The organism is Rhodococcus sp. F64268, assembly GCF_023015605.1.
In the GTDB taxonomy this organism is placed as follows: domain Bacteria; phylum Actinomycetota; class Actinomycetes; order Mycobacteriales; family Mycobacteriaceae; genus Rhodococcus.
The window spans coordinates 726,974-752,581 of the sequence record NZ_JALKAI010000004.1 but is presented as its reverse complement, the minus strand read 5'-3'; the positions used below and the strand labels follow the sequence as shown (position 1 = coordinate 752,581).

Below are 25,608 nucleotides of genomic sequence, written 5' to 3'. Positions count from 1 at the left end.
AAAGAGCTGTCATGCACCGTACGGTGGATTCTATCCACACGCCCTGCAGAGGCGTGCACCAGCGACGAGCCGCGAGCGCCTTCTCACGCGCCGGCCACCTCTTCTGGCCTCCAGGTTCATCGACGTCCTGACCTTCTCGCCCCTCGATCCTGCTCCGGCAGCCGGTCGAGGGGCCCGAGGTGTTTGCCGCCTGCACGGCGTGCACAAGGGCCGTTCCGGTAACCACGGCACAGCGGGCAGGCATCGTCGCTCATCTCCCACAGTCCGACGTCAGCGCATCGACGCTGCGAACCGGGGTGCCATTCCCACGGTTCGAAACCGACTGGGCACCAGTATTCCTCGTCTCCACAGCTGGTGGTGGAGCACCCGATCGTGAGGGTCGACACGAACGACCGGGTCCAGCGTAAGCCACACGTCACTCTCGACGTGGGGCCAGAAGCGCTGGCCGAGAAGGTCTATCGGGACATGGTGACCGGGCAGCGTTGGGGAAGGGGCCGAAGGCAAGCTCAGGGACCCGTAGGGTCTCCGTATGGTCAGGCACAGCCGCCCGCAGGGCGTCCTTCTCGAGTTGCCCAGCACGACACGGATCGCCCCTCAGCTTCCTGCGGTCGTGGTGTTCAAATATCGGTGACGTGGACACGTTCGCCCTGCACGCTGTACAGAGCGATGATCTCGGCGGGTCGGTCCTTGTGGGCGTTGGCGATCCAGTGCGGGGTCGTGGTGGCGAACTCTGCCGCCTCGCCCGCCCCGAGGGTGGTGCGCTCGTCGGACAACGCCAAGGTCACCGTGCCGCTGAGGACGTAGAACCACCCTCGCCCCGGATGGGTGTTGTACTTCACCGTGCTCGCCACACCACTGGGCGGGTAGATCACCTTGAATCCCCGTATGCCCCCAACGTGGACGCCGAGCGGGATGAATGTCAGGCCGTGCTTGCGCACAGGTTTCAGATGGACTCTCGGATCACCGACGCGCGGGGCAGCGACGAGTTCGTCCAGTGGGAGTCCATAGACCCGGGCGAGCGGAAGCAGCTGCTCCAAACTCGGACGCACCAGGCCCCGCTCGAGACGGGAGATCGTGCTGGCCGTAATCCCGCTACGTGCGGACAGCTCGTCGAGGCTCAGCCCGAGCGATTGCCGGAACCCTCGAAGCCGTGGACCGACCGCGCGGAGCACCTCGTCATCCATCGCGCCTCCTCGACCCTACCGAGCCCTCATTTTGCAATCCTGCAAGGCCCCTGGCTTCGATGCAATGCAGGGTGCGAGCGTGGATCCCATGACCAGAGCTTCCAAGACCACTACCAAACCCTATCGGGTTGCGCCGAACGCGCGCCTCGTCGAGATGACCTCCCGCCTCACCCCCGGCGACGTGCTGGAGCTGGGCTGCGGCAACGGCGGCGACGCACTCTGGCTCGCCGAGCACGACTGGAACGTCACCGCCCTCGACATCTCGCAGCGCGCAGTCGAACAGCTGACAGCACTCGCCCAGAAGACCCGCCTCACGCACCGGCTCGTCGCGACTCAGTGGGACCTCGACGCGGGAGTCCCGTCCGGGGAGTTCGACCTGGTGAACGCCCATTACCTGCACGCCGCCTCCCAATTGGATCGGGCGGCCGTGTTCCGGGCCGCAGCACATGCACTGCGGCCCGGCGGTCATCTGCTGGTCGTGGATCACGGCTCCATCGCGCCGTGGTCGTGGAACCAGGACCCGAGCACCCACTTCCCGAGTTCTCGAGAGCTCCATCGCGAGATCGCACTGGAGCCCCCGGAGTGGGAGCTTGTACGCGCCGAGGCGGATCAACGGATCGCGGCCGGGCCGGACGGACGCAAGGCCGAGGTCACCGACCACATCCTGATGATCCGCCGCGCCTCCGACCGAGGACGATCGGCATGACCGTGAACCGACGCCGCGACGCCCCGCCACCGAAGACCGGCAACACCGAGGCGGAGGTGCTGCGCGGCTTCCTGGACTACCTCCGCACATCGATCGCAACCAAGGTCGAGACCACCCCCGAACCCGAGGTGCGCACCGCGGGCGTTCCGTCGGGCACCAGCCTGCTCGGCCTGCTGAAACACCTCGCTCACGTCGAGGAGTCGATCTTCCTGGGCCGCCGAACCACCAATTGGCCGAAGACATTCCGTTGCGATTCCACAGACACCGTCGAGAGTGTCGTTACCCGCTACCGCGCTGCCGTCGAACAGTCCAACGCGGCGCTGGACGGGTGCACGGACCTTGCCGCGCCGATTCCACACGGAGCCGGTGAGCGTCCGGGGCCGAGTGCGCGGTGGGCGCTGGCGCACATGATCGAGGAGACCGGCCGCCACGCCGGGCACGCAGATATCCTCCGCGAGCTCATCGACGGAACCACGGGCCGATAGTGTGCGCGCACCTCACAGCATCTCGACCGCGGCTGCAATGTAGGCATCGCCGTCGAAGTCGTCGTACAGGGACTGCTGCACAATGAAGCCCTGGACCACGCCGAGCACCACCGGTGCATATCCGGCCGCCCAGGCGTGAGAGTCGACAACTCCGGCGGGAAGCACGTCCGGATCTGCTTCCGCGCATTCGACGAGTGCATCGGTGACTGCCCCGAGTAGCCGCCCGATGACGAACTGTGCGAGTTCGCGGATCTCGGGGTCGATGGTGGCTTCGGCCCACACCTGCAGGATCGCCCTTCCGTAATCGCCGCCCGCGAAGGTGTGCAGGTCTTCGGTAAGCGTCCGTATGATGCCGACAGCGACATCTCCTGGGCTCCTCGCTCCTGCAAACACGCCGCCGGTGTCCAGTGCAGTGTGCCGGTCGCTGAGGATGTGGTCGGCGACCGCGACGAGCAATTGCTGCTTGCCGCTGAAGTAGCCGTAGATGGCACCGGCCGACAAGCCGGACTCGGCAATGATGTCGGCCATCGATGTGCGCTGGTAGCCCGCACGGGTGAAACACCGTAGGGCCGCGTCGATGATCTCTGCCCGCCGCGCGACACGATGCGCCTCACTCACCCTCGGCACGACATTTCTCCTGTTCACAGCATCGTTGTTGACAAGCCACTCTAGCCGACCTCACTATAAAGAACGAATATTCTTTTTGATTGGAGCATCATGAGCGCCACCCCACCGGCGACAGGTACGCCACCGATTGCACGCGCCATCGCCCTCGCCGCCGGCGCAGCCGTCATCGTCGGCGTCGTCCTGCTGGCATTCGCGTGGCCGGCCGTCACCTCCGAACCGCGCGACGTGCCCGTCGGAATCGTCGGTCCCGCCGCATCCGTCGCACAGACCACCGGGATGCTCGAAGCTCAGTCCGGCGACGCACTACTCCTCACCGAGGAGGACACCCGCGACGCAGCGGTTGCCGCGATCGAGCGACGCGAGATCTACGGCGCGATCATCCTCGGCGACAGCCCCACCGACGCGCCCGAGGTCCTCGTCGCCACTGCGGCGAATGCCCAAGTCGCGGCGATGCTTCAGGGCATCGCGACCGGCATGCAGCAGCAGATCGACGCGCAACTGCGGACGGCTACCGAAGCCGCGATCGCGCAGCGTCTCGCCGACCCTGCCGCCGCGAACGCGCCGATCTCCTTCACCATCCCGCAGGCCGAGGTTCCGGTGACCGACGTCGTACCCTTCTCCGATTCGGATGCGCGCGGGGTGAAGCTGAGTGTCGCCGCGTTCCCGCTCGTTCTGGGTGGGATGGCAGGCGCCGTCCTCATCTCGTTCGGTGTTTCGCGCGCATCCCACCGCCTTGCCGCGCTCGTGGCATACGGAGTGGTCGGGGGACTGCTGCTCGGCGCCATCCTGCAGGGCATGTTCGGGGCATTGCAGGGCAACTACTGGACGAACGCCGCTGCAATCGGGTTCGCGCTCGTCGCGATCACGGCACCCATCGTCGGACTCCGCAGCCTGATCGGCGCTCCCGGCATCGGGATCGGCGCCGTGCTGATGATGCTCGTCGCCAACCCCATTTCGGCTGCCACCATGCCCGTCGAGTTCCTGCTCTCACCGTGGGGCGCGATCGGCCAGTGGTTCCCGCCCGGCGCGGGCGCGACACTGCTGAAAGAACTCTCGTACTTCCCAGACGCGAGCACTGCCTTCGCCTGGGCTGTACTGGCGGGGTGGACGGCAGTCGGCGTGCTGCTCACCGCGATAGCCGTTGTGCGCGAACGGCGCACCCCCGACTCGGTCGACGCTCCGGAACTCGTGCCTGTCGGCTGAGCGAGCCCTCCGGGCGGCACGCGCACTACCGAACGATGCCCGCCGCTCGGGCTGCACGCAGCCAGTCCGGAAATTCGCTGAGCAACCGGCGGTAGAGCTCTGCGTCGCTGATCTTCCCGATGTCGTCGACGCTGAAGAATCCGGCGTTGTCGACAACGCGTCCCTCCATGGTGTCGAGACTTTCGAGGACCCCGTAGTCGGCCTTCCCGAGCCCGACGAACTGCCAGAATGCAGGCAGCGCGGCCGCTTCTTTCATCAGCGCGCTGATCTGCTTCTTCTGACTGAAGCCGCCGTCGGTGAAGAACAACACCAGGGTGGGCATCGTTGCTCCTGGTCTGAGCGAGGAGATGATCTCGCCCATGATCGGCAGTTCGTCGTTGAACCCGCCGATGCGCTTGTAATCGATACCGCCATGCACACCGCCCAGGTGCAGGTAGGTCGACGACCACTCTTCGACTTCGTGGACAGCGATGTCGGGAAGCCGAGCAAACGACACCGCGTACAGGTAGGGCTCGAGCTTTCCGTCGTCGTCGACCTGCACGGCGATCGGCACCATGCGTTCGACGACTTCGTGGATGCGCTTCTTCGAATACTGGCGATGCATGCTGCCGGTCTTGTCGATGACGAGAACGACGCGTGCCCGCACCCCGGGCGCCCCCTTGTCGAGGAGCACCTTGGCGACCTCACGCTTGCGCAGGTCGAGCTTCTGGCGCTTCTCGAGCGACAGCTTCTCCTCGCCCGCGACGGTGCGCACGCCGTCCTCGGCCGGTGCAGGCGCAGGAGGCGCGTCGTCGACCTGCACACCGTGCTCGGTGACGAGACCGGACAGGCCGGAATCCCAGCCGGCGGAGACATTGCGGATCTTCCACTCACCGTTGCGCCGGTAGACCTCGAGGAGCACTGCAGCGCGTTCGCTGGTCAGATCGAGAGCTTTCGCAGTCGCAGCGCCAGTGGGATGAGCGACGTCGACTCCGAGTCCGGGTACGGAGGCGAGACTGCCGGAGACGCTGTCGTCGAGTGCAACTGCGATCGAGAGACGTTCGATCGCGGGCGGGATGGCGGTGAGGTCGATGGAGACGCGGTCGGCGGCGACCAACCGGACGGCACCTTCGGGCGATGCTGGCTGGTTGAAGAACACGAAGTCGGTGTCGCTGCGGACTTTGCCGTCGGCCCCGAGTTGGAAGACCATCAGGTCGACGGTCCCCTGCTTCGCTCCCGTCACCGATGCCGTCACAGCTCCGGTGCCGATGGTGGTGTTCTGTCCGCGCGCCAACTCAGCCATGACTGATTCTTACCTCGAGCTCTGCCGGAGAGACAGTTGAGTGTGCAGTTGTTGGCGGGTTCAGGACCAAATCATGCCGATAACTGCACACTCAAAAGGATTTCGAACGACTCGTAAGCCAAATTCCCGTCACGTCAGGTCCGGTCAGCGGGAACCGTGTCCGCCACCTTCTGGAGCGACGTTGTCCCCCACGAGAGCTACGCGCAGGTCAGTACTGTCGGGTGACGATTTCGAGGCACTGGATCCGTAGGTTCGAAACGATCGCGGCGCTCGGGGCCCGCGGCGCCGACGAAGGGATCTTCATGAGATTCGTCCTACAGCTCCTGGCCGTCGCGGCGGTGTCGTTCATCGGCAGTCAGGTCCTGTTTGCTGTAGACGGGAATGCTTGGCTCACAGCGTTTGTCGGCGTGTGTGCGGCAGTATCTGCCCTGTGGGTCTACCGCTGGGTGGTGCGACGCACCGAGCACCGGCCCACCACCGAACTGGCCCGACGCGGAGCCTGGCAGGCCATGGGGTGGGGGACGCTCATCGGTATCGCGCTTTTCGCCTTGGTGATTGTGAATCTTGCTCTCCTCGGAAACTACGACGTCGAGGGTTGGGGCTCGGTAACGGGGGCGTTGGGGATGATCGGGTTCATGGCCGCAGCTGCCGTCACCGAGGAGTTGCTCTTCCGCGGCGTCCTGTTCCGGATCGCGGAGGAACGCGTGGGTACGTGGATCGCGATGGTCGGGACCGGCCTCCTGTTCGGCATGGTGCACCTGTTCAACGAGCACGCCACCGTGTGGGGTGGCCTCGCGGTCGCGATCGAAGCCGGTGGCATGCTCACGGCTGTATACATTGCGACCCGCAGTCTGTGGCTGCCGATCGGGCTGCACTTCGGCTGGAACTTCGCCGCGGCAGGCATTTTCAGCAGCGAGGTTTCGGGAAACGCCGCCACATCCGGACTGTTGCAGACTTCGACCTCAGGTTCCACGCTGGTCACCGGCGGTAGTTTCGGCCCGGAAGGAAGTCTGTATTCGGTCGTGTTCTGTGTGCTGGTGACGCTCGCGTTCCTGTGGCTGGCGCGACGCCGCGGCCAGATTGTGCCGCGGCGTGGGCGCGCCGACCGAAATGCTGCCCCCGCTACACTCGGCCGGTGATCGGACTCGGACCGGTGCTCGGGCAGACAGGACAGGCCTGGCGCCGTCTCGATGTCACCGCTCGGGATCTGGCCCTCGGGGTGGTGCTGATCGTCATCTCGTATCTGCCGGGCTTCCGCAGCAACGGGACCCAGATCGGCGATCTGGCGACCCGCCCCACCGATGCGCTGGCATTTGTCGCACTTGCTCTGGAGTGTCTTCCACTCGCCATTCGCCGCCGGTTGCCGGTCGTCTGCCTCGCCTTGGTCTCGCTCGGCTTCTGCCTCGACCAGCTCCGCGGCTACCATTCCTTCGCCGGCATCGGCCTGTGCATCGCGTTGTTCAGCGTCGGCGCCCATCTGCATCGGTACCGGTATGTCACGGCAGTCGCGTTCTCGGTGGTCTACGTGGCATTCGCCGTCTCGCTCACCTGGATCGGGGCAGGTGAACCGCCCAGCGAGTTCGTCACCTTCTACCTGGCGTTGACGCTTCCTTGGGGTATCGGCGCCTGGGTGCGCACGGCCCGCATCGCGGAGTCCGAGCACCGTCGACGCGTTGCCGAGGACACCCGCACTGCGGAACGCATTCACATCGCCCGCGAGTTGCACGATGTCGTCACCCATCATGTGACCGCAATGATCGTGCAGGCCGAAGCGGCGCGCTATCTGACTGCGGCTCCCGAACGCCTCGATGGGGTGTTGACCGACGTCTCCGACACCGGTCGCAAAGCCATCACCGACTTGCGGCATATCCTCAACCTGCTCGACCCCGATCACGGGCTCGGAGACCGGACGCCGGCCGTGGGTCGACTGCACACACTCATCGAACAGACCCGCCGTGCCGGGCAACCGGTCGAGTTCACCGAGGAAGGCTGCCCGGCTGCGTCCGCGGGAAGCGCCGACCTCGTCGCCTACCGCGTGGTCCAGGAAGCTTTGACGAATGCGCTCAAGTACGATCACGGCGGCCGGACCTCCGTCCAGGTTTCTCACGGAGAGAAGGAGATAACCGTGACGGTCGGGACCGACGGTAGCGGTTCGTCCCTCCCGGACCCCGGAGGCAGCGGGCGCGGACTGGCCGGGCTCCGTGAGCGAGTCGACATTCTGGGCGGCGACTTCCGCACTGAGAACTTGATGGACGGCGGCTATCTCGTTTCTGCCCGCATCCCGGCGGGGAATCCTTCGTGACCGACCCGATTCGTGTCTTGGTCTGCGACGACCAGATGCTGGTCCGCACCGGACTCGTGACGATCATCGATGCCCAACCGGACATGGAGGTGGTGGGCGCATGCGGCGACGGCCGGACTGCAGTCGACCTGGCCGGCCAGGTGCACCCGGATGTCGTCGTGATGGATATCCGTATGCCTGTGCTCGACGGCATCGAGGCTACCCGGTTGTTGTCCGGGGCAGGGGTGGCCCGACCGGCCAAAGTGCTGGTGGTGACCACCTTCAATCTCGACGAGTACGTGTATGACGCGCTGCGTGCCGGAGCTTCGGGGTTCCTGCTCAAAGAGGCTCCTCCGGCCCAGCTCCTCCACGGCATACGTACGGTGGCCGGTGGTGCGGCGCTGCTCGATCCCGATGTCACCCGCCAGCTCGTGGGCCGCTACGCCACCCGAATCCGCCCTGCCGACGGCGCGGCCCTTCCCGACGTGCCGCTGACCCCACGCGAACTGGAGGTTCTGCGTCTCATCGCCGACGGGCTCTCCAACAGCGAGATCGCCGGGACCCTCCAGATCAGCCCCGAGACCGTCAAGACGTTCGTCTCCCGCATCCTCGCCAAGCTCAACGTGCGCGACCGTGTCCAGGCCGTGGTGTACGCCTACCGGAACGGTCTGGCTGTCTGACGCGCGCAGTTCGGCACCCTCCCCATTTCCGAGCCCTTGCCACACTCCGGGAAGTGAGCTTAGACTCCCCTAAGTTACGGGGTGCAACTTAAGGGAACGGGGGCGACGAGCAAGTGGCCGAGCCGGGCAGACGCGTGCGCAAGATCGACATCGACGACATCGTCCGAGTCGGTCGCGAACTGGGCATGCGCCACCTGAGCCTGAGCGCGGTCGCCGCCGAACTCGACGTGTCCACCACCGCCCTCTACCGGCACGTCGACGGACGCTGGGGTCTCGAGCTGGCGGTGGGAGAAAGCCTGCTGGATGACCTCGTCCTGCACGACGACCCAGCCCACGACGCCACACAACACCTGCTGTCGTTCGGATTGCAACTCAGAGCCTTCGTTCTGGCCAACCCCGGGCTCGGCACCTACATGCAGACACTCTTCCCGCGCGGCGAAGCCGGCCGTCGCCTGATGGTGCACGAGGTGGCCGCCCTGACCCGACGCGGATACACACCCGACCTCGCCGTCATCCTGGCCAGTGCGGTCGCGGGCAACACCATCAATTACGCGGTGGCAGACGAAAACCAGCAGGAAAGAGCAGAGGGACTCGAGGACCAACGCCGCAATGTCACGAACCAGTTGGCCACCGACGCAGAGCTGGGCACAACCCACCGCGAGCTACCGACGTTCACACACGACGAGTACGTGAAACTTGTTCTCACAGCAATAATTCGAGGCCTTGTCGCGGTCGCACCTCCAGGTCGGCCGTTGGAGCAGGTGATCGCCGATCTGGCGGCCACCGGAATGGGGATCTGATGGCCAAACGGGGGTTCCAGGGCGCGGTGATGCGCGGATTCGGTGCCCGCGTCCACGACGCGGTCGTCACCGGTACCGAGCAACTCGCACCGCACTTCCTGCGTGTGCGGTTCACATGCACAACGCTGTTCGACGATGCCGATCCGGGACCGACCGCATATCTACGGTTCTGGGTCCCCGACCCCGACGACCCCGACACGGAACATCAACGGGGATACACGTTCTCCGAGGCAGATACGGAGGCAGGCACCTTCGCGGTCGATTTCGTGCTGCACGAACCGGCGGGGCCGGCATCGGTGTGGGCGAAACACGCAGAACCCGGTAGCACCATCAGCATCACGTCGTTCGGTTCCAAGCAGTTCACCGTGCCCGACGAACTGCCCGCCGGCTACCTGTTGATCGGCGACTCCGCCTCGATTCCCGCGATCAACAGCATCATCGACGTTCTCCCCCGCGATGTCGCCGTCGAGGTGTACCTCGAACAGCACGACGACGCCGACCTCCTGATCCCCATGTCCGATCATCCGCTGATGAACACGCACTGGGTCCCGCGGCTCGGCCCCACCTCGCTGGCCGCGGCGATCGAGGATCGCGACTGGTCCAATTGGAAAGCATGGGCCGGTACCGAATCCAAGGCCCTCAAGCATCTGCGGACCCGTTTGCGCGACGATTTCGGATTCCCCAAATCCGAGGTGTACGCACAGGCCTACTGGTTCCACGGCCGTGCCATGGGCACGTACCGCTCGAACGGCAACGCCGAGCCGGAACCCACGATCGAAGAGGCACCACCGGCGCCGCAGCCCACCCGGAGCAGTCGCGGCTCGTGGCAAGCGGAGTCCGGGAGCAAGCTGATCGGCACGCTACGCAACACATTCGTCGCTGCCGGCGCCCTGCAGGCCTTGATCACCCTGATCCAGCTCGCCCCGTTCGTACTGCTCACCGAGCTCGCTCGTCGCATGCTCGACGGAGCACCGGAATCACAGCTGTGGACGATCGGTATCTGGGCGATCGGACTGATGGGCGCGGGCACGCTGCTCGCCGCCGCACTGTCCTTCTGGCTGCACACCGTCGATGCACACTTCGAACGTGGCCTGCGGAAACAGCTTCTGAGCAAACTCGCGAAACTTCCTCTCGGCTGGTTCGACGACCGCGACTCCGGGCAGGTGAAACGTGTCGTGCAGGACGACACGTTGTCGCTGCACTACTTGGTGACACATGCCGTCACCGATGCCGTCGCCGCGGTGGTGGCGCCCGTTGCTGTACTGATCTACCTGTTCACCGTGGACTGGCGTCTGGCGCTTCTGATGTTCGTGCCGATCCTCGTCTACGTCGTGACGACGGTGATCATGGTGGTCCAGTCGGGAAACAAGACGGCGCAGGCGATGCGCTGGGCCGACCGCATGAGCTCCGAAGCGGGTGCCTATCTCGAAGGACAACCGGTGATCCGTGTGTTCGGCGGAGCAGCGGCATCCACGTTCCGCGCACGACTACGCGAATACATCGAGTTCCTCGACGGTTGGCAACGCCCGTTCAGCAACAAGAAGTCGCTCATCGACCTCGCGACGAGACCCGCCACCTTCCTGCTGCTCATCACTGTCGCGGGGACCGCTCTGATCACATCCGGAAGCATGCAGCCCACAGCTCTGCTGCCGTTCCTGTTCCTGGGGACCACGTTCGGAGCTCGCCTTCTCGGCCTCGGGTACGGTCTCGGTGGCCTGCGCGGAGGCATGCTCGCTGCCCGTCGAATCGGTGTCGTCCTCGACGAGCCCGAACTCGGCACCCGTGAAAGCGACTCCGCGCCAGCCCGTCACGCAAGCTCCGTCGAGTTCGACCGCGTCTGCTTCTCCTACCGGCCCGGTGTCCCCGTGATCGACGACGTCTCCCTCGCCCTGAGTACCGGAACGATCACCGCGCTCGTCGGGCACTCGGGTTCCGGGAAATCCACGATGGCGGCACTGCTCGCCCGGTTCCACGACATCGACGACGGCACCATCCGCATCTTCGGACGCGACATCCGCGAGTTCGATGCCGATTCCCTCTACGAACAGGTCGGATTCGTCTTCCAGGACACACAACTCGTGATGGGAACGGTGCGAGACAACATCGCGCTCGCCGTTCCCGACGCCACCGACGAACAGATCGAATCGGCTGCACGGTCCGCGTACATCCACGATCGGATCCTCCAGCTGCCCGACGGATACGACACCGTGCTCGACGCCGATCCACAACTGTCCGGCGGTGAACGACAACGCATCACGATTGCTCGTGCCATCCTTGCCGACACTCCGATACTCGTCCTCGACGAAGCAACGGCCTTCGCCGACCCCGAATCGGAATACTTCGTCCAGCAGGCACTGGGCAGGCTCACCGCGGGCCGCACCGTACTGGTCATCGCACACCGCCTGCACACCATCGTCGACGTCGACCGCATCGTCGTCCTCGACCGCGGACGCATCGCCGAAACCGGCACCCACAGCGAACTGCTCGCCGCAGACGGCCGCTACCGGCAGATGTGGGACGCGGGTTCCCACACATCGAACGAACTCGCCTACGCAGACCAGGAGCCGGCCCGATGATCCGCACCCTGCTCGCCCTGCTGCCACCGGGCAGCCGCCGCACCGTCGTCCTCCACCAGAGCCTGACCGTCGTCAGCGTCGTCCTCCGCGCCGTCGGTGTCGTCCTGCTCGTGCCACTCGTCGGTGCCCTGTTCGGCGCCGCCCCGTCCGATGCGTGGCCCTGGATGGGCGCACTGGCCGCCGTCACCGTCGCGGGATGGATCGTCGACACAGCCGCCTCCCGGCTCGGCTTCGACATCGGCTTCGGGCTGCTCGACCACGCCCAGAACGAAGTTGCCGAGCGCACCGCACGAATCCGGTTGACATGGTTCACAGGTGAGAACACCTCCATCAACCGTCAAGCCATCGCGGCCACCGGACCGGATCTCGTCGGTCTCATCGTGTATCTGGTGACACCGATCCTGAGCGCAATCCTGCTGCCGCTCGCCATCGCGATCGCGTTGCTGCCGATCAACTGGGTCCTCGGTGTCGCCGCGCTCGCCGGTGTGCCCATTCTGCTCGGAGCGTTCCTGTTGTCGGGGCGACTCGGGCGCAACGCCGATCGCGTCGCAGCCGATGCCAATGCTGATCTCACCGAACGAATCGTCGAGTTCGCCCGCACCCAGCCCGCCCTGCGAGCGGCACGACGTACCGAACCCAGCCGCAGCCACGTGGGCGAGGCCCTGGAGCGTCAGCATTCCGCGACTCTCCGAGTGCTGCTCATGCAGGTCCCGGGACAGCTCATCTTCAGCCTCGCCACCCAACTCACACTCGTGATCCTTGCGGGCTCGGTGACGGTACTGACCGTGCGCGGCGATCTCGATGTGTCCGAGGCGATCGCTCTGGTCGTCGTCATCGTCCGGTACCTCGATCCGTTCACTACGCTGAGCGACCTCACCGGAGGAGTGGAGTCGTCGCTGACCACGTTGCGTCGCATCCGCGCCGTCCTCGAGGCGCCGGTCGACAGTGACGACGGCGCCTGCACCATCACCGGGAGAGCTCCCCGAATCGAATTGCAGGACATCCGCTTCTGGTACGGAGGCGACGCCCCGGCACTCGACGGTGTGGATCTCACCTTCGAACCCGGCACCACCACTGCCATCGTGGGACCGTCGGGTTCGGGCAAGAGCACCGTCCTCAGCCTGCTCGCGGGTCTTCACACCCCGCGTTCGGGACGAATCCTCATCGATGGCATCGATATCGAAGACCTCGACTCACTGTCACGCGATTCCCTGGCCGGTATGGTCTTCCAGCATCCCTACCTGTTCGACGGCACGATCCGCGAGAACATCCGTGCCGGCGACCCGAGCGCCGACGACACGGCACTCGCCGCAGCCGCGTCGCTCGCGCAGGTCGATGAAGTGTTGGCTCGTGTCCCGGACGGGTGGGACACCAGGGTCGGCGAAGGCGGCAGCGCTCTGTCGGGTGGTGAGAAGCAACGTGTGTCCATTGCGCGGGCCCTGCTCAAACCCGCACCGCTCCTGCTCGTCGACGAAGCGACCAGCGCGTTGGACACCGAGAACGAGACCGCGATCGTGCAGGCCCTCACGGACGACCCCACCCCGCGGACCCGCGTGATCGTCGCGCATCGGCTGGCGAGCATCCGCACCGCCGACCGGGTCGTGTTCCTCGAGCAGGGCAAGGTCGTGGAGGAGGGCACGGTCGAGGAATTGCTCTCCGCCGGCGGACGTTTCGCCGAGTTCTGGCGCCAGCGCGACGCTGCGTCAGGGTGGCAACTCGAGACGTCGGGCAAGAATCAACTCGGATGACAACCGCCGGCGGACTGCTGACGCCCTATTGCGCGGGCACTCCCTCGACTTTGATCCGCTCGATGCGCAGCGTCCGGATCTTCCAGGATCCATCCACCCGTGTATAGGTCTCGTGATAGTAACCGAAGCCGAAGATCTCCGAATAGGGTTCGCCCGCAGGGAATCTCAATAGGGTTTGTCAACAGTGCGGCCGCAGGCCGATCCTGTAGGTTCTCAATCTCGGCTGCACCTGTCTCAGCGCGAGCTGCACTTCGATTGCACTCGGCGCGCCGCGATTGAGACTCCGCAGGTCAGGATGCTTTGTTAATCACGGCCGCGCACCGCGCCGGCGAAGAAGTACAGCGAAGTTGAGACGGACCGCGGTACAATCGCCATGAGACAACGTCGGTTCCTGCTGGTCACGGGCCGATCAGGTGAAACCAGGCCTGAGTCCCTACAGCTCCTCCTCCTCGGCGCCGGAGGCGACGCAAGACCGCAGGGCCTGGAGTGCGAACCACCGATCACCGCGGCGAACACGCAGCCGTCGATGATCCACACACCTACTCGGGCGAGAGGGTGGGGTCGTACTGGATCAACGTTCCCGGCACGGACATCAGCCGCAGGTCATGGAGTTCGGCCACCAGCGCGTAGCGCCCCGGAGAAGTCCTCGATAGTGCGTGTGGCGATGCCTACCCGCAGAGACATCTGATCGCCGGGTCGATGTCGGGCAGCCTCGGTGCGTGCGAGAACACAGCACCCCGGCCATGAAAATGCTGGCATTCCATACGTGTGACTCCGGAACGCCGACCTGAGGCCCGTGTCACCGCCAGCGGACTCCGTTTCATCCGATCCCGTGTCACCCTGCCCCAACAGGCATGTCGGTTGAGTTGTGACTGGATCGTTACATCGTTTGATGATATGCAACGAATCAGTAACCGTAACTTGGGTTATTGAGTGACTGTTGGTGTTCTTGTGACAGAAGAGGTACGCGATGCGTATACCGCGGAAGCCTGATCGAACCTTTTGGAGAATCCGTGAGAGTTGTCATCATGCATTGACGGCGATCGTTGTGGTTGTGTTGGCCCTCTCCGGAGCGCTCCTGAATGCAGGACCGGTCGGCGCGGATCCTCGGTGCCAGAATGACGATCCGTGGTACGGATTCTGCGTCGGCGGGGCGATCTTGCAGGAGTACAACGAGGTCGGGGGATGGCCGTTCTTCGGCGACGCAACGAATTGGGAGGCAGACGCCCTTCGCGGGGGACGCTGGCAACCGTTCACCAACAACAGTTCCATCTATTGGCATCCCCTGGTTTCCGGAGGTCATGCGAATCAGATCGGTGGGCTGATCCGCGACAAGTGGGGGTCACTCGGATGGGAGGACGGGAACCTTATGTACCCCACCACGCGCGAACTCGGAACTCCCACCAAAGCTGGTCGGTACAACCATTTCGAAGGCGGCTCTATCTATTACTCGGCGGCTACGGGCACCCACCCAATTTGGGGAGCGATCCGAGACCAGTGGGCTGCCGCAGGATGGGAGAACAGCAGTTACGGATTCCCGACCACCGACGAGTACAACTGCAATTCGGAGTCTTCGTCAAATGGCGGTAGGGGGCAGTCCTTCGAGAACGGATTCTTGTTCTGGAACACGACCCCGAACTTTTTCACCAATTCCGCCAGCTCGGTCTACGGCTCCCCCCCGGACGCTTCGCTACAGTTCGACCACCAAGTACACAAGCGCGCAGAGCGCGGCGGTGGATGCGTGGAACGCGTTGGGAAAGGTGGCAAACGTAGCCGCGACTACCATCGACAACGAAGTTCTGGTTGTTCGGGACGTCAATGATTCAGATCTGGGCTGGGCGGGGCTCTACACCTACCGGGGACTCGACTTCTCTACCTTGGAAATGAACGATGCAACGTTCGTGGACAGCAGCGACCCGCGGATTGCGCGGGTGATGCTCCATGAATGGGGTCATGCGCTTGGGCTTGGCCACTCATGCTCTGGAGCGGTGATGGATACCGGTATCTACTTCAGTGAGGTGAATGCCCTCACCCCGCTCGACGTCGCATCCTTCAACACTAAGCACCCGTGACACACCGAGATTGGAGACAGGTAATGCTGACATCACGAGCGCCCCGAGCCTTCGGCCTGCTGGTGGCAGCGGGACTGGCGCTCGCCGCATGTTCCGATAACAGCGGATCGAATACGGAAGGGGATGTGACACGGGCCGAGGCCGCGTATGTCATCGACGTGGAGGATCCCCGCCAAGTTGCAGGCTTTGCCGACGCGATTTTTGTCGGAACTGTTGTTGAACAGGTCGCGACGACGACGCGCATCGCGATACCCGAGACTCAGTTCACAGTCGATGTATCAGAGGTGCTGGCAGGTGAAGTAGCTGACACGGTCGTTGTCAACCAACAGGGAGGCGTGGATCCCAGCACCGGAGAGACCGTGTTGCTTGAGGAAGACCCGCTGATACAAGTCGGAAGGACGTACCTTTTGGCGACTCGCTACAACGCTGAACTCGACTTCTACACACTCGTTCCTCAAACCGGCCATGAAGAGCTACCCGCCTCGAATGGCGGAAACAATCGGCAGGCTGAACCGGATGCCGTCACGCAGATGAGGGAGGCGATCGCCAACGCTATCCCCTACGACGAGCCACGACCTAGGGTCACTGCTCCACAGGAAACCCCGCAGGAATCGATTACGACCACGGTCTCCGAACCCACCGAGGAGTCTTCGACTGGTGCCTCCACACCGTCCGTGCCACCTAGATAGAGATGTCGCCGACACATCGGCCATCGGGACGGTGAATGATCTGCGACTGGACGGGCAGCGACTACCAGCACACAGTGGACATCGCGATTACGCCGCCGCAGCAGTGGTCGGCCCGCGCTGATAGACGGTGTTATCGCGCAGCATCGCCCACAACACATTCGCCCTGCGTCTGGCTAACGCAAGCACGGCCTGGGTATGACGTTTGCCCTCACCGCGTTTGCGGTCGTAGTAGATCTTGGAGTCGGCGTTGGATCGAATGCTGAGCTGCGCCGACAGGTAGAACACCCGCAGCAGCCGGCGATCGTAGCGGCGGGGCCGTCGGTGATTGCCGCTGATGCGACCCGAATCCCTCGGCACCGGCGCCAGACCGGAGACAGCGGCAAGGCGGTCGGCGGTGACGAACACGGCGAGGTCTCCGCCGACCGCGGCGAGGAATTCGGCGCCGAGCAGCGGCCCGAAACCGGGCATGCTCTCGATCACCGCAGCATGACGATGCCGACGGAACCGGTCTTCGATGCTGGTATCGAGTTCAGCGAGTTCGGCGTCGAGGGCCAGAATCTGCTCCGCGAGTCTGCCGACAGTTGCGGCGGCCACATCCTGGCCCGGCACGCGAACGTGCTGAGAGTTCGCCGCCTCGATGGCTGTGGCCGCGACTTTGGCGGCGTTGTAGGTCTTGCGTTTCCGCAGCCAAGCTTCGAGCCGAGCCTGTCCGATCCGGCGCAATCCGTCGGGCGTGCGGTAGCCGGTCAGCAGGATCAGCGCGGCCTTGGTGTTGCTGATGTCCAGCGCCCGTTCCAGTGCCGGAAAGTAGGTGCCCAGCAGCGAACGCAGCCGGTTGATCGTCCGGGTGCGGTCGCGCATCAGGTCGGTGCGATGCGAGGTCAAGATGCGTAGTTCGACGCTGAGTTCGTCGTCGGTGCGCATCGGGTGCAGGTCGCGGCGCATGCGGGCCTGGTCAGCGATGATCGCGGCGTCTTTGGCGTCGGTTTTGCCGTCACCGCGGTACCCAGCCGAGGCGTGATAGACCATTCGCCCGGGAAGGTAGAGCAAGCTCTGGTCGCGTTCGGTCAGCAGGGCGATGACCAGGGCGGCTCCGCCGCTGTTGAGATCTATTGCCCAGGTCACGGTCCCACTGTCCGCGAGACGAGTGGCAACATCGATCAGGTCGTTCAGCTCGGCTTCGTCGTTGGCGACCCGCTGAGAGTGCAGGCGGGTGCCGTCGGTGTCGATCACGACGCAGTGGTGATGGTTTTTTCCGGCATCGATTCCCGCCCAGAGTTGTCTCACCTGCACTCCTTCTGTTGTCGTTGCGGATCCGTGTACCTGGCGGACGGCCTCTCCGTCGTGTCCTTAAACAGCGATCGCGTCGCATCTCTCAATGAGCGGTCGAGTCGTCGAGGACGCTGCGGCGGCCATTCCCTGCCGGCCATTCGAGCGGCGAAAAAGAGGCAGCCATACCGCAACATCCCCAGGCAGCCCGAACCCTAGGGCACCGGGACTCGAGTTGCCCGGCAATGACGTTAAGGAAATAGAGGTGGTCCGACATCGACCAGACGACGCTGGCGGTGACGTCGTCGATGAACTCGATTTCACAGGTGTGGCCCGCATGCACGCTGACCATCGTGCGCGCACCGCCCGACTTCCACGATGCATGACCCTTTCTGACTACATTCATCTGAGGAAGGAAGTCCCGACCTGTCACCGGGTCGGTGCAGCAGCCTGTGTAGTCGAGTTCGCAGTCCTCGGCCAGAATCCCGTGGACCAGCCCGAGATCCCCGGTGTCGACCCCGCGGAAATATTTGGCCTTGGCCTGCTTGATTGCGTCGATCGCGATCAAGCGCTCCACGTCGTTCATTGAGCACTCCTCGATAAGAATGGCATTCCGTGTAAAGGAGATTATAATTCTCCTATCTCGTCAAGGCCGGCCGCATCGCTCGCATCGCCGGAACGACCGCGGAGACCAGCCCGATCACCAGCGATACCGCCCCGACCCCGACCACGGCACTCCATCGCACTTCCAGTGACACGGGAGTACCGAGGTCATCGGCCAACCCCGCCGCGACACCGGCCAGCGCAGGCCACGCGAGGGCCGCACCGAGCACCGCGCCGATCACGGCCACCACCGCCGCCTCTACCGCCACGACGCCGAGGATCTGACGACGCGTCGCACCGATCCGCTGCAACAGCGTGAAGGCGGGACGCCGGTCGGAGGTGGCCATGAGCATCGTGTTCGCGACGGCCAGTGCAGCGAAGCCGAGGGACAGCCCCACGAGCGCGAGCTCGAACAACCGCAGGAGCCGCGCATCCTCGGCGTTGCCCGCGCTCTCGTACTGCGCCGGCGTCTCCACCCGCACACCCGTACCGGCCAAGGCGTCCGTCAGAGCTGCCTGTTCGACGCCGTCGACGTACAGCAACGGTGTCATCGCGACCGGATCGTGTGCCAGCGCCGTCTCCGTATCGACGTACGAGAACGCCGGGCCTCCCGAAACCACGGCCACCACCTCGAGCGGTTCCTCTTCGCCGTCGGGGAACACCGTCCGAACCGTCGCTCCGACTCCCGCACCCAGTCGAGACGCCGCGTCCACATCCAGGACGACGGTGCCGGGTGCGAGATCGTCGACCGAGCCTTCGTCGGTGGTCAACCCCATCGACGAGAGAGCCACCGTGTCGATCCCCCACACGTCCATCGCCCTGTCGCCATACACAAGCATGGTCGCGACCGGCGCGATGACAGATCCTCCATACGACTGCACGGTATCGACGACATCGAGCGGAAGCGCCGGGCTGCCCTCGCCCGGCGACACGACCAACTCCGAGGGAACCGCCGCTGATGCCGTTTCACCGAATGCCTTGTCCATCGTGTCGATCAGGCCGGTGAGCATCACCGCGAATCCGGCGAGAACGAGGATCGGCGACAACACCGATGACACGCGCCGCACACCGTGCGACGACTCGGCGCGCACCAATTCCGCAGTCGGACTCGAGCCCCACACGAACACCCGGATCAACCTCGAAAGATAGACCGGCCCGAGGGCCGTGGCACCGATGATTGCCGACATCACTGCCGCAACCGCGAAGGATGCCGTCGACCCGCCACTGCTACTCGTCGCGCCGAGTGCAGCGAACCCGAACGCCCCGACAACACCCGCTCCACCGGCGATCCACCGCACCCTCGTCATCGGCGACCGCTCGGCCTGCGCCTCCCGCAACGATTCCATCGGCTGCACCCGCGTGGCCCGGCGCGACGCGAACCATACGCCCGTCACGGCGACGCCCAGGCCGGTCGCTGTCGATGCCAGTACCGGTATCACCGTCATCGACAGCTCCCAGCCTGCCGGCAGCATCCCGGCGTCACGCATCCACCCGCCGAGCATCGGCGCCAACGCACACCCCAACACCGACCCGACGACACTCGACACCGCACCGATGACGACGGCTTCCGCCAGGAGCATCCGTCGTACCTGCCCTGGCGTGGCACCGACAGCCCTCAGCAATCCGAGTTCTCGTCGACGCTGAGTCACGGTGAACGCAAAGGTGGTTGCCACGATGAATACGGTGATCGTCGCAGCGAGCAGTCCCATTGCGCCGAGCAGCTGCGACCCGATATTGCGAGCGCCGCGATCCGCCGACGATTCGATCGCGACCAGATCATCGCCGGTGAGAACGTCACCGGAAGCTCCGACGATCGCCGCGAATTCTGCGCGCACCGAGTCGGTGTCGACTCCCTCGTCGAGAATCACTCCGATCGTGGTGGCACCCCCCGACAGGGTCCGAGCGGTCGCGTCGTCGACGTAGACGGAACGGCCCTGCGCCAGACCCGCCACAATGACGTCCGTCCGGCCCGCAACGGTGACGAGTGCGGTCGAATCCCCGACCCCGAGCCCGCTGGATTCCGGCGCGACGATCTGACCGGCCCCGACCGGGGGCGATCCGGCAATGAGCCGATTGCCACCCAGAGCCGAGGACGAAATATTGTGCCCCAGTAGGTCATCCCGATCGGTCGGGGTGAGTACCCGATCACCCTCGACGAGCTGCGCGGGAAACACTGAACTCGGAATCACCGAAACAACGCCGTCGACCCGCCCGAGCCGGGCGACCATACTGCCCTCCGCCGACTCGTCCCACGGCCTGCGTACCGGTGTGGAGTTGTAGGTCTCGCCCAGCACCTCGGAGGCGACGACGATGTCCGCGTCGGCGTACTGGGTCGGCGGATGCGGCTGCGCAGAGACGATGACCAGCAAGGTAGCGGAGAGCAGCCCGATACCGCAGGCGAGCGCGACCGCACTGCCCAGCAGATTTCGCCACTGATATCGCGCCGAAGACACTGCGAGCGAGAACATCACGCCTCCCATTCGGTCATGCGCGCTGCGATCCGCTGGGCGGGCGTTCTCGAACTGAACTCATCGACGACCCTGCCGTCGGCGAGGAACAACACCCGATCGGCGGATGCTGCCACCACCGGGTCGTGCGTCACTGTCACGACCGTCTGACGATGATTGTCGACCAGTCGTCGAAGTTGTTGCAACACAGTGCGAGACGACGTGATGTCGAGAGCTCCCGTCGGCTCGTCGGCGAACAGCACCGAAGGATTCGAGATCAGGGCACGCGCAATGGCGACACGTTGCTGCTGGCCGCCCGACAGTTCCGACGGGAGGTGCACGGCGCGGTCGCTCAGTCCGACGAGAGCCAGCGCCGCAGCCACTTCCGCGTCATCCGGGCGCTTTCCGTCCAACCTCAGCGGCAGTGCCACATTCTGCGCGGCGGTGAGCGACGGGACGAGGTTGAAGGCCTGGAATACGAACCCGATGTGCCGGCGCCGGAACTTCGTCAGCTCCTTCTCTCCCAGCTGTGTCGTGTCGACGTCACCGATCAGGACCGATCCGGTGTCGGGTCGGTCGAGGCCGGCGGCGCAGTGCATGAGTGTGGACTTGCCCGAACCGGACGGTCCCATGATCGCGGTGAAGCTACCCGGGGTGAACTGAACCGAGACGTCGTCGAGGGCCGACACCACTTGGTCGCCGAGCCGATAGTTACGCGATACGCCGCGCAGTGCGACATGTCCTCGCGTCGTGTTCTGAATCGTTGTCGTCATAGGTCGAGCCAACCGGTTTCCGGTGGCCGTGTCTGTCGCGCAGAAGTGACTCTTACCAGTAGCGCCAGCACTACTGTGGCGCCCTGCAGAAAGCGATAACGTGCTTGGACGTGGAACCTTCTACGCTTCGCACCGCGGTGCCACGATCGCCGAGACGGTTCCTGCTGTCGTGGTGGCCGTGGCGCGCCGTCGCCTACCTCGCGACAGGTGCCGCGCTGGGCGCGTTGACCGCCGCGGTGGTTGCGATGGCGATAGTGTTGTCGATCTACATCGTGGGTCTCGTCCTGCTCGCGGCATCCCTTCTCATGGGAATTTCGATCGCCCGGTGGGAACGCACTCGGCTCCGTTTGGTGGACGAGGAGCCGACCTTCGATCCACACGTCCGAGTGACGGAGCGGGGCCTGCGCGCGTGGCTCCGAGTGCGGCTGCGCGAGCGCGTCACGTGGCGGGAGCTGGGCTATGCCGTCGTCAATGCGTCGATCCTGTGCTGGATCGACGCGCTGGTCCTGCTCCTCTGCCTCGGGACGGTGTTCTTCGGTGTCGAGATATCGCTGACGGAACCCGGTGTGCCGACGCACTATCGGGTGATCTTCGTGGTTGCGTCGCTCGTATTCCTTCCGATCGCGATGTACATCATCGCGGCGTGGGCGGCCGGGCGCGCCGAGATCGTCCGCGCAGTGCTCTCACCCCGCGACGCCGAACTCGACCGTATGCTCAACGAAGTGACACTCTCGCGCAGTGCTCTCGCTGCAGCATTCGACGCAGAACGCCGACGCATCGAACGCGATCTGCACGACGGTGCACAGCAACGCCTCATCGCGCTGTCGATGTCGCTCGGGATGGCAAAACTCGATCTGCCCGCAGGTTCCGCAGCGGCCGACCGGGTCGGTGACGCCCAGCAACAGGCGAAACTGGCGTTGCAGGATCTACGCGACCTGATCCGCGGAATCCACCCGCAGATTCTGGCGGAGCGTGGCCTCGCGGCCGCCGTCGACGATGTGGCAGCACGTTCCCCGATCCCCGTGGACGTGCAACTCCCCCTCCCGCGGATGCCCGCAGACGTCGAGTCCACCGCCTATTTCGCGGTGTGCGAGGCACTCGCAAACGTCGCACGTCACGCCGGAGCGTCGCAGGTCAGTGTGTCTGGCCGCGTGGCCGAGTCGACACTGTTCCTCGACGTCACCGACGACGGCTCCGGTGGCGCCGCCCCAGAGCAGGGAACCGGCCTCGCCGGGCTCGGCCATCGCCTCGCCGTACTCGGCGGCACGATGATGCTGGACAGCCCCGCAGGTGGCGGAACCCGACTACGAATGGAGATCCCATGCCGGCACTTCGCGTAGTGTTCGCCGAGGATTCCCTCCTCGTTCGGGAGGGCGTGGTGGGGATCCTGAGCCGGTTCGGGCACGACGTCGTCGCTGCTGTGACCGACGCCGATTCCCTCCGCGAAGCCGTCGTGTCGCACCGTCCGGACATCGCGATCACCGACGTCAGGATGCCGCCGACGCATACCGACGAGGGTCTCGTGGCAGCGATCGCCTTGCGTCGCACATTGCCCGACCTCCCGGTACTCGTTCTCAGCCAATACATTCAACCCACATACGCTGCCGAACTCATCGATTTCGACACCGGTGGCGTCGGCTACCTCCTCAAGGACCGTGTCGGGGAGGTCGAGCAGTTCGTGTCCGACGTCGAACGTGTCGCGGCGGGCGGTACGGTGGTGGACCCGGAGGTGGTTCGCACTTTGCTTGCCACGAACCGAAATCCACTGTCGCGGTTGAGCAGCCGAGAGCTGGAAGTACTCGCGCTGATGGCCGAGGGCGATTCGAACGCGACGATCGCCGCGAAACTGGTGGTCACCGACGCGGCGGTAGCGAAGCATGTGCGGTCGATTCTCATCAAGCTCGATCTGCCACCCGAGATGGACGGCCATCGGCGCGTGCTGGCGGTGCTGAAATACCTACAACGGTGAAGGTCACCTCACTGTCGCTCAGCCGCACGCTTCTCGACCAGATCCTTGATATCGTCGTCGATTTCGAGCTCGAACGACCTGAACATGCGCGCCAGCATGTCGTAGCTACCCACGGTGAAGATCAGGTCGAGAATCTGCTGGACGTCGAGATGCGCAGCCAGCACCTTCCACGTGGATGCGCTGATCTCGCCGTCCACGATCAGTTCATCGACGGATTTCAGCATTGCACCATCGAGCTCGTCCCATAGCGGTGCCGTCGGGCCGAACGTGACCCTGCTGATCTCCTCGTCGGAGAGACCGGCATCCCTCGCCATGAAGACATGCTGAATCCACTCGTATCCCGAGTCGCGTACTACCGACACACGCAGGATGAGAAGTTCGCGCTGACGCTCCGACAGGGTGGTCGCCATCAGAAGGTGACCGTTGAGAGTGAAGTACGCCTTCGCCAGTTCCGGATGGTGCGCGAACGTGCCCAGTGTGTTGAGCGCTCTGGGGCGCCCCTCCGTCGACGGCTGCGGATGCCGGGGGTTCGGTGGGGTCATCGCAGCGAGTGCCCCACGCATCTCCTTGGGAAATTCGCGCAGAGCCAGCGGTTCGATTCGTGCCATGTCGCTTCGTCCTTCTGTTCGTCTATCCGTGATTCCGCAAACCCGAAAGAGATGCGGCTATGCGACCGCTTCTTCACCCACCAGCGTGGTGCGATGCATCAGGCGAGGTGATGTGGGCTCGTACGGCAATGCCCGGTGAAGAAGCCCTGTGTTGTCCCACATTACGAGGTCGCCGACCTGCCAGCGATGACGGAGCACGAACTGCGGTTGCGTCGCCCAGTCCAGCACGTCGTCCAGCAGCGCGCGTCCCTCCTCGGGAGTCATCCCGACAACCTGCCCGGCGGTCGCTCCGATCAATAGCGAGTGGCGGCCGTCCCTGTGCTTCCAGACCAGCGGGTGTTCTCGTGCGGGAAGTTGATTCCACGCATCCTTCTGCTTCCGAGTGGCTTCGGGGTGCGTCAGTAATTGTGCGGCGGCCATACTGTGAACCACTCGGTACTGGGACAGTTCGGCCTTCCGTGATTCCGGCAGGGCATCGTAGGCCGCGTAGGTATTCGCGAATTCGGTATCGCCCTCCCCTTCGGAGACTGCGCGCGCGGTCAGCAGCGTGGCCTTCTGCGGGATGTCGTCGGTGACTCCGTCGACGTGCCAGAAGATTGTGCTGCGGCGGGCCCGCGCCAGCTCACTCCTACTGGGGTCGAGGGAGACCGGGGAGATCTCAGGGAACTCCGGGTGCCCGCCGACGGGAGCGACCACCACATCGCCGAGCATTCGGCTGAAGGCAACCAGGTCTGCATCGGAAATATGCGCCCGAGGAAAAACGACGACACCGTGGCGGGCCAGTAGTTCCGAGGTGGTCGACGCAATACTCGGATCGGTGAATCCGTTCTCCGAGATCCCTTGAATCTCAACACCGATGGATGGAGAAATCATGTTTGTGATCATGAACGCACCCTTCTTCGTCCATCGGAACCTTAGATGCGTGGCACCAATGTTGTCAATGTCTACATTGTGGCGGTGTTTGCTAGAGTTCCCCCACATGACCAAGGGCTACCATCACGGAGATCTTCGCGCCGCACTCCTGACGAAAGCCGAGGAGCTACTGCAGACATCCGGGGAATCCGGACTGTCCTTGCGCGAACTCGCCCGCGCGGTCGGGGTCAGCCACAGCGCCCCGAGTCGCCATTTCGCCGACAAAGCCGCGCTTCTGGAGGCGCTCGCCATCGAGGGGTTCCGCCGGCTGGGTGCCACACTGGGCGCTGCGGCCGCGATCGAGGGCCGCAGCTTCGTAACCACGCTGCACGACGTGGCAGTGACCTTCGTCCGGTTCTCGACCGAGAATCCCGCACTGGTGGAGCTCATGTCACACTATCGGCAGGGAGAGGTCACTTCGGAATTGAGGCATGCGCGCGCTGCGAGCTTCGCTCCGGTGGCCGCGCTCGTGGACATCGGCCTGTCCAGGGGCGAACTCGTCGGAGAGGCTCGGACCATCGGCACCGTCTTCTTCGCGACGCTGCAGGGAATCTACGTCATGAGCAACAACAAGACGCTCGACCCACTGGACGACGAACTGATCATCGATGTGGTCGATGCGCTTCTGAACGGTTTGGCACCGTCGCAATCAGAAGCACGACCAGCGAGATCAGAGGGGTGACGCAAGCATCTT

Annotated in this window: 24 protein-coding genes; 15 read left to right on the top strand and 9 right to left on the bottom strand. The window is 64.6% G+C overall.

Annotated features, from left to right (window positions below; all coding sequences use genetic code 11):
- Positions 1 to 617: 617 nt before the first annotated feature.
- A complete protein-coding gene (locus MWU77_RS13905) occupies positions 618 to 1,184 on the bottom strand; it encodes a helix-turn-helix domain-containing protein (RefSeq protein WP_247273989.1) in 567 nt (188 codons plus the stop codon).
- Between the two features lie 88 nt (positions 1,185 to 1,272).
- Here MWU77_RS13905 and MWU77_RS13900 point away from each other — a divergent pair, with 88 nt between their 5' ends.
- Positions 1,273 to 1,890: a bifunctional 2-polyprenyl-6-hydroxyphenol methylase/3-demethylubiquinol 3-O-methyltransferase UbiG gene (locus MWU77_RS13900; RefSeq protein ID WP_247273988.1), complete on the top strand. Its 618-nt coding sequence runs from the start codon at positions 1,273 to 1,275 to the stop codon at positions 1,888 to 1,890.
- Entirely contained in the window at positions 1,887 to 2,375 is a 489-nt protein-coding gene (locus tag MWU77_RS13895; RefSeq protein ID WP_247273987.1) for a DinB family protein, read from the top strand. The genes MWU77_RS13900 and MWU77_RS13895 overlap by 4 nt, the downstream gene beginning before the upstream one ends.
- Before the next feature lie 12 nt (positions 2,376 to 2,387).
- On the opposite strand, the gene MWU77_RS13890 is transcribed toward MWU77_RS13895, so the two are convergent.
- Complete coding sequence (locus MWU77_RS13890; RefSeq protein WP_247273986.1) at positions 2,388 to 3,002, bottom strand: TetR/AcrR family transcriptional regulator; 615 nt, start codon at positions 3,000 to 3,002, stop codon at positions 2,388 to 2,390.
- 90 nt (positions 3,003 to 3,092) lie between these two features.
- On the opposite strand from MWU77_RS13890, the gene MWU77_RS13885 reads away from it, so the two are divergent.
- On the top strand, positions 3,093 to 4,205 hold the full coding sequence (locus MWU77_RS13885; protein WP_247273985.1) for an ABC transporter permease: 1,113 nt from the start codon (positions 3,093 to 3,095) through the stop codon (positions 4,203 to 4,205).
- 25 nt (positions 4,206 to 4,230) lie between these two features.
- Here MWU77_RS13885 and MWU77_RS13880 read toward each other — a convergent pair whose 3' ends face one another.
- Positions 4,231 to 5,487, bottom strand: coding sequence for a VWA domain-containing protein (locus MWU77_RS13880; RefSeq protein WP_169689612.1), 1,257 nt, complete (start codon positions 5,485 to 5,487; stop codon positions 4,231 to 4,233).
- Between the two features lie 302 nt (positions 5,488 to 5,789).
- Here MWU77_RS13880 and MWU77_RS13875 point away from each other — a divergent pair, with 302 nt between their 5' ends.
- The 9 genes from MWU77_RS13875 to MWU77_RS13835 all read left to right on the top strand — a co-directional run bounded on the left by MWU77_RS13875 (position 5,790) and on the right by MWU77_RS13835 (position 16,333).
- On the top strand, positions 5,790 to 6,626 hold the full coding sequence (locus tag MWU77_RS13875; RefSeq protein ID WP_169689662.1) for a CPBP family intramembrane glutamic endopeptidase: 837 nt from the start codon (positions 5,790 to 5,792) through the stop codon (positions 6,624 to 6,626).
- A complete protein-coding gene (locus MWU77_RS24965; RefSeq protein ID WP_206040252.1) occupies positions 6,623 to 7,789 on the top strand; it encodes a histidine kinase in 1,167 nt (388 codons plus the stop codon). The genes MWU77_RS13875 and MWU77_RS24965 overlap by 4 nt, the downstream gene beginning before the upstream one ends.
- Entirely contained in the window at positions 7,786 to 8,448 is a 663-nt protein-coding gene (locus tag MWU77_RS13865) for a response regulator transcription factor (protein ID WP_169689611.1), read from the top strand. Before MWU77_RS24965 ends, MWU77_RS13865 begins: the two co-directional genes overlap by 4 nt.
- 134 nt (positions 8,449 to 8,582) lie before the next feature.
- A complete protein-coding gene (locus tag MWU77_RS13860) occupies positions 8,583 to 9,248 on the top strand; it encodes a TetR/AcrR family transcriptional regulator (RefSeq protein ID WP_247273984.1) in 666 nt (221 codons plus the stop codon).
- On the top strand, positions 9,248 to 11,824 hold the full coding sequence (locus MWU77_RS13855) for an ABC transporter ATP-binding protein/permease (protein WP_247273983.1): 2,577 nt from the start codon (positions 9,248 to 9,250) through the stop codon (positions 11,822 to 11,824). Before MWU77_RS13860 ends, MWU77_RS13855 begins: the two co-directional genes overlap by 1 nt.
- On the top strand, positions 11,821 to 13,572 hold the full coding sequence (locus MWU77_RS13850; protein ID WP_169689608.1) for an ABC transporter ATP-binding protein: 1,752 nt from the start codon (positions 11,821 to 11,823) through the stop codon (positions 13,570 to 13,572). Before MWU77_RS13855 ends, MWU77_RS13850 begins: the two co-directional genes overlap by 4 nt.
- Before the next feature lie 970 nt (positions 13,573 to 14,542).
- Complete coding sequence (locus MWU77_RS13845) at positions 14,543 to 15,394, top strand: LGFP repeat-containing protein (protein ID WP_247273982.1); 852 nt, start codon at positions 14,543 to 14,545, stop codon at positions 15,392 to 15,394.
- Positions 15,333 to 15,644 (top strand): matrixin family metalloprotease, encoded by a 312-nt coding sequence (locus tag MWU77_RS13840; protein WP_247274140.1) that lies wholly within the window; start codon positions 15,333 to 15,335, stop codon positions 15,642 to 15,644. The genes MWU77_RS13845 and MWU77_RS13840 overlap by 62 nt, the downstream gene beginning before the upstream one ends.
- 125 nt (positions 15,645 to 15,769) lie before the next feature.
- A complete protein-coding gene (locus tag MWU77_RS13835) occupies positions 15,770 to 16,333 on the top strand; it encodes a hypothetical protein (protein ID WP_247273981.1) in 564 nt (187 codons plus the stop codon).
- Positions 16,334 to 16,420: 87 nt separating this feature from the next.
- On the opposite strand, the gene MWU77_RS13830 is transcribed toward MWU77_RS13835, so the two are convergent.
- From MWU77_RS13830 to MWU77_RS13815, 4 genes are all read right to left on the bottom strand, one after another.
- A complete protein-coding gene (locus tag MWU77_RS13830; RefSeq protein ID WP_247273980.1) occupies positions 16,421 to 17,626 on the bottom strand; it encodes an IS110 family transposase in 1,206 nt (401 codons plus the stop codon).
- Positions 17,627 to 17,708: 82 nt separating this feature from the next.
- Positions 17,709 to 18,188 (bottom strand): nuclear transport factor 2 family protein, encoded by a 480-nt coding sequence (locus MWU77_RS13825; RefSeq protein ID WP_247273979.1) that lies wholly within the window; start codon positions 18,186 to 18,188, stop codon positions 17,709 to 17,711.
- Between the two features lie 52 nt (positions 18,189 to 18,240).
- Complete coding sequence (locus MWU77_RS13820) at positions 18,241 to 20,673, bottom strand: ABC transporter permease (RefSeq protein WP_247273978.1); 2,433 nt, start codon at positions 20,671 to 20,673, stop codon at positions 18,241 to 18,243.
- Entirely contained in the window at positions 20,673 to 21,425 is a 753-nt protein-coding gene (locus MWU77_RS13815) for an ABC transporter ATP-binding protein (RefSeq protein ID WP_169689605.1), read from the bottom strand. The genes MWU77_RS13820 and MWU77_RS13815 overlap by 1 nt, the downstream gene beginning before the upstream one ends.
- 110 nt (positions 21,426 to 21,535) lie before the next feature.
- On the opposite strand from MWU77_RS13815, the gene MWU77_RS13810 reads away from it, so the two are divergent.
- On the top strand, positions 21,536 to 22,765 hold the full coding sequence (locus tag MWU77_RS13810) for a sensor histidine kinase (protein WP_247273977.1): 1,230 nt from the start codon (positions 21,536 to 21,538) through the stop codon (positions 22,763 to 22,765).
- Complete coding sequence (locus tag MWU77_RS13805; RefSeq protein WP_247273976.1) at positions 22,747 to 23,394, top strand: response regulator transcription factor; 648 nt, start codon at positions 22,747 to 22,749, stop codon at positions 23,392 to 23,394. The genes MWU77_RS13810 and MWU77_RS13805 overlap by 19 nt, the downstream gene beginning before the upstream one ends.
- Positions 23,395 to 23,402: 8 nt before the next feature.
- On the opposite strand, the gene MWU77_RS13800 is transcribed toward MWU77_RS13805, so the two are convergent.
- Both MWU77_RS13800 and MWU77_RS13795 read right to left on the bottom strand, forming a co-directional pair.
- Entirely contained in the window at positions 23,403 to 24,002 is a 600-nt protein-coding gene (locus MWU77_RS13800) for a carboxymuconolactone decarboxylase family protein (protein ID WP_247273975.1), read from the bottom strand.
- Between the two features lie 57 nt (positions 24,003 to 24,059).
- Positions 24,060 to 24,875 carry a TauD/TfdA family dioxygenase gene (locus MWU77_RS13795; RefSeq protein ID WP_247273974.1) on the bottom strand — a complete coding sequence of 272 codons (816 nt, stop codon included), beginning with the start codon at positions 24,873 to 24,875 and terminating at the stop codon, positions 24,060 to 24,062.
- A gap of 106 nt (positions 24,876 to 24,981) precedes the next feature.
- Between MWU77_RS13795 and MWU77_RS13790 the strand changes: the two genes are divergently transcribed.
- On the top strand, positions 24,982 to 25,596 hold the full coding sequence (locus tag MWU77_RS13790) for a TetR/AcrR family transcriptional regulator (RefSeq protein WP_247273973.1): 615 nt from the start codon (positions 24,982 to 24,984) through the stop codon (positions 25,594 to 25,596).
- Positions 25,597 to 25,608 lie beyond the last annotated feature (12 nt).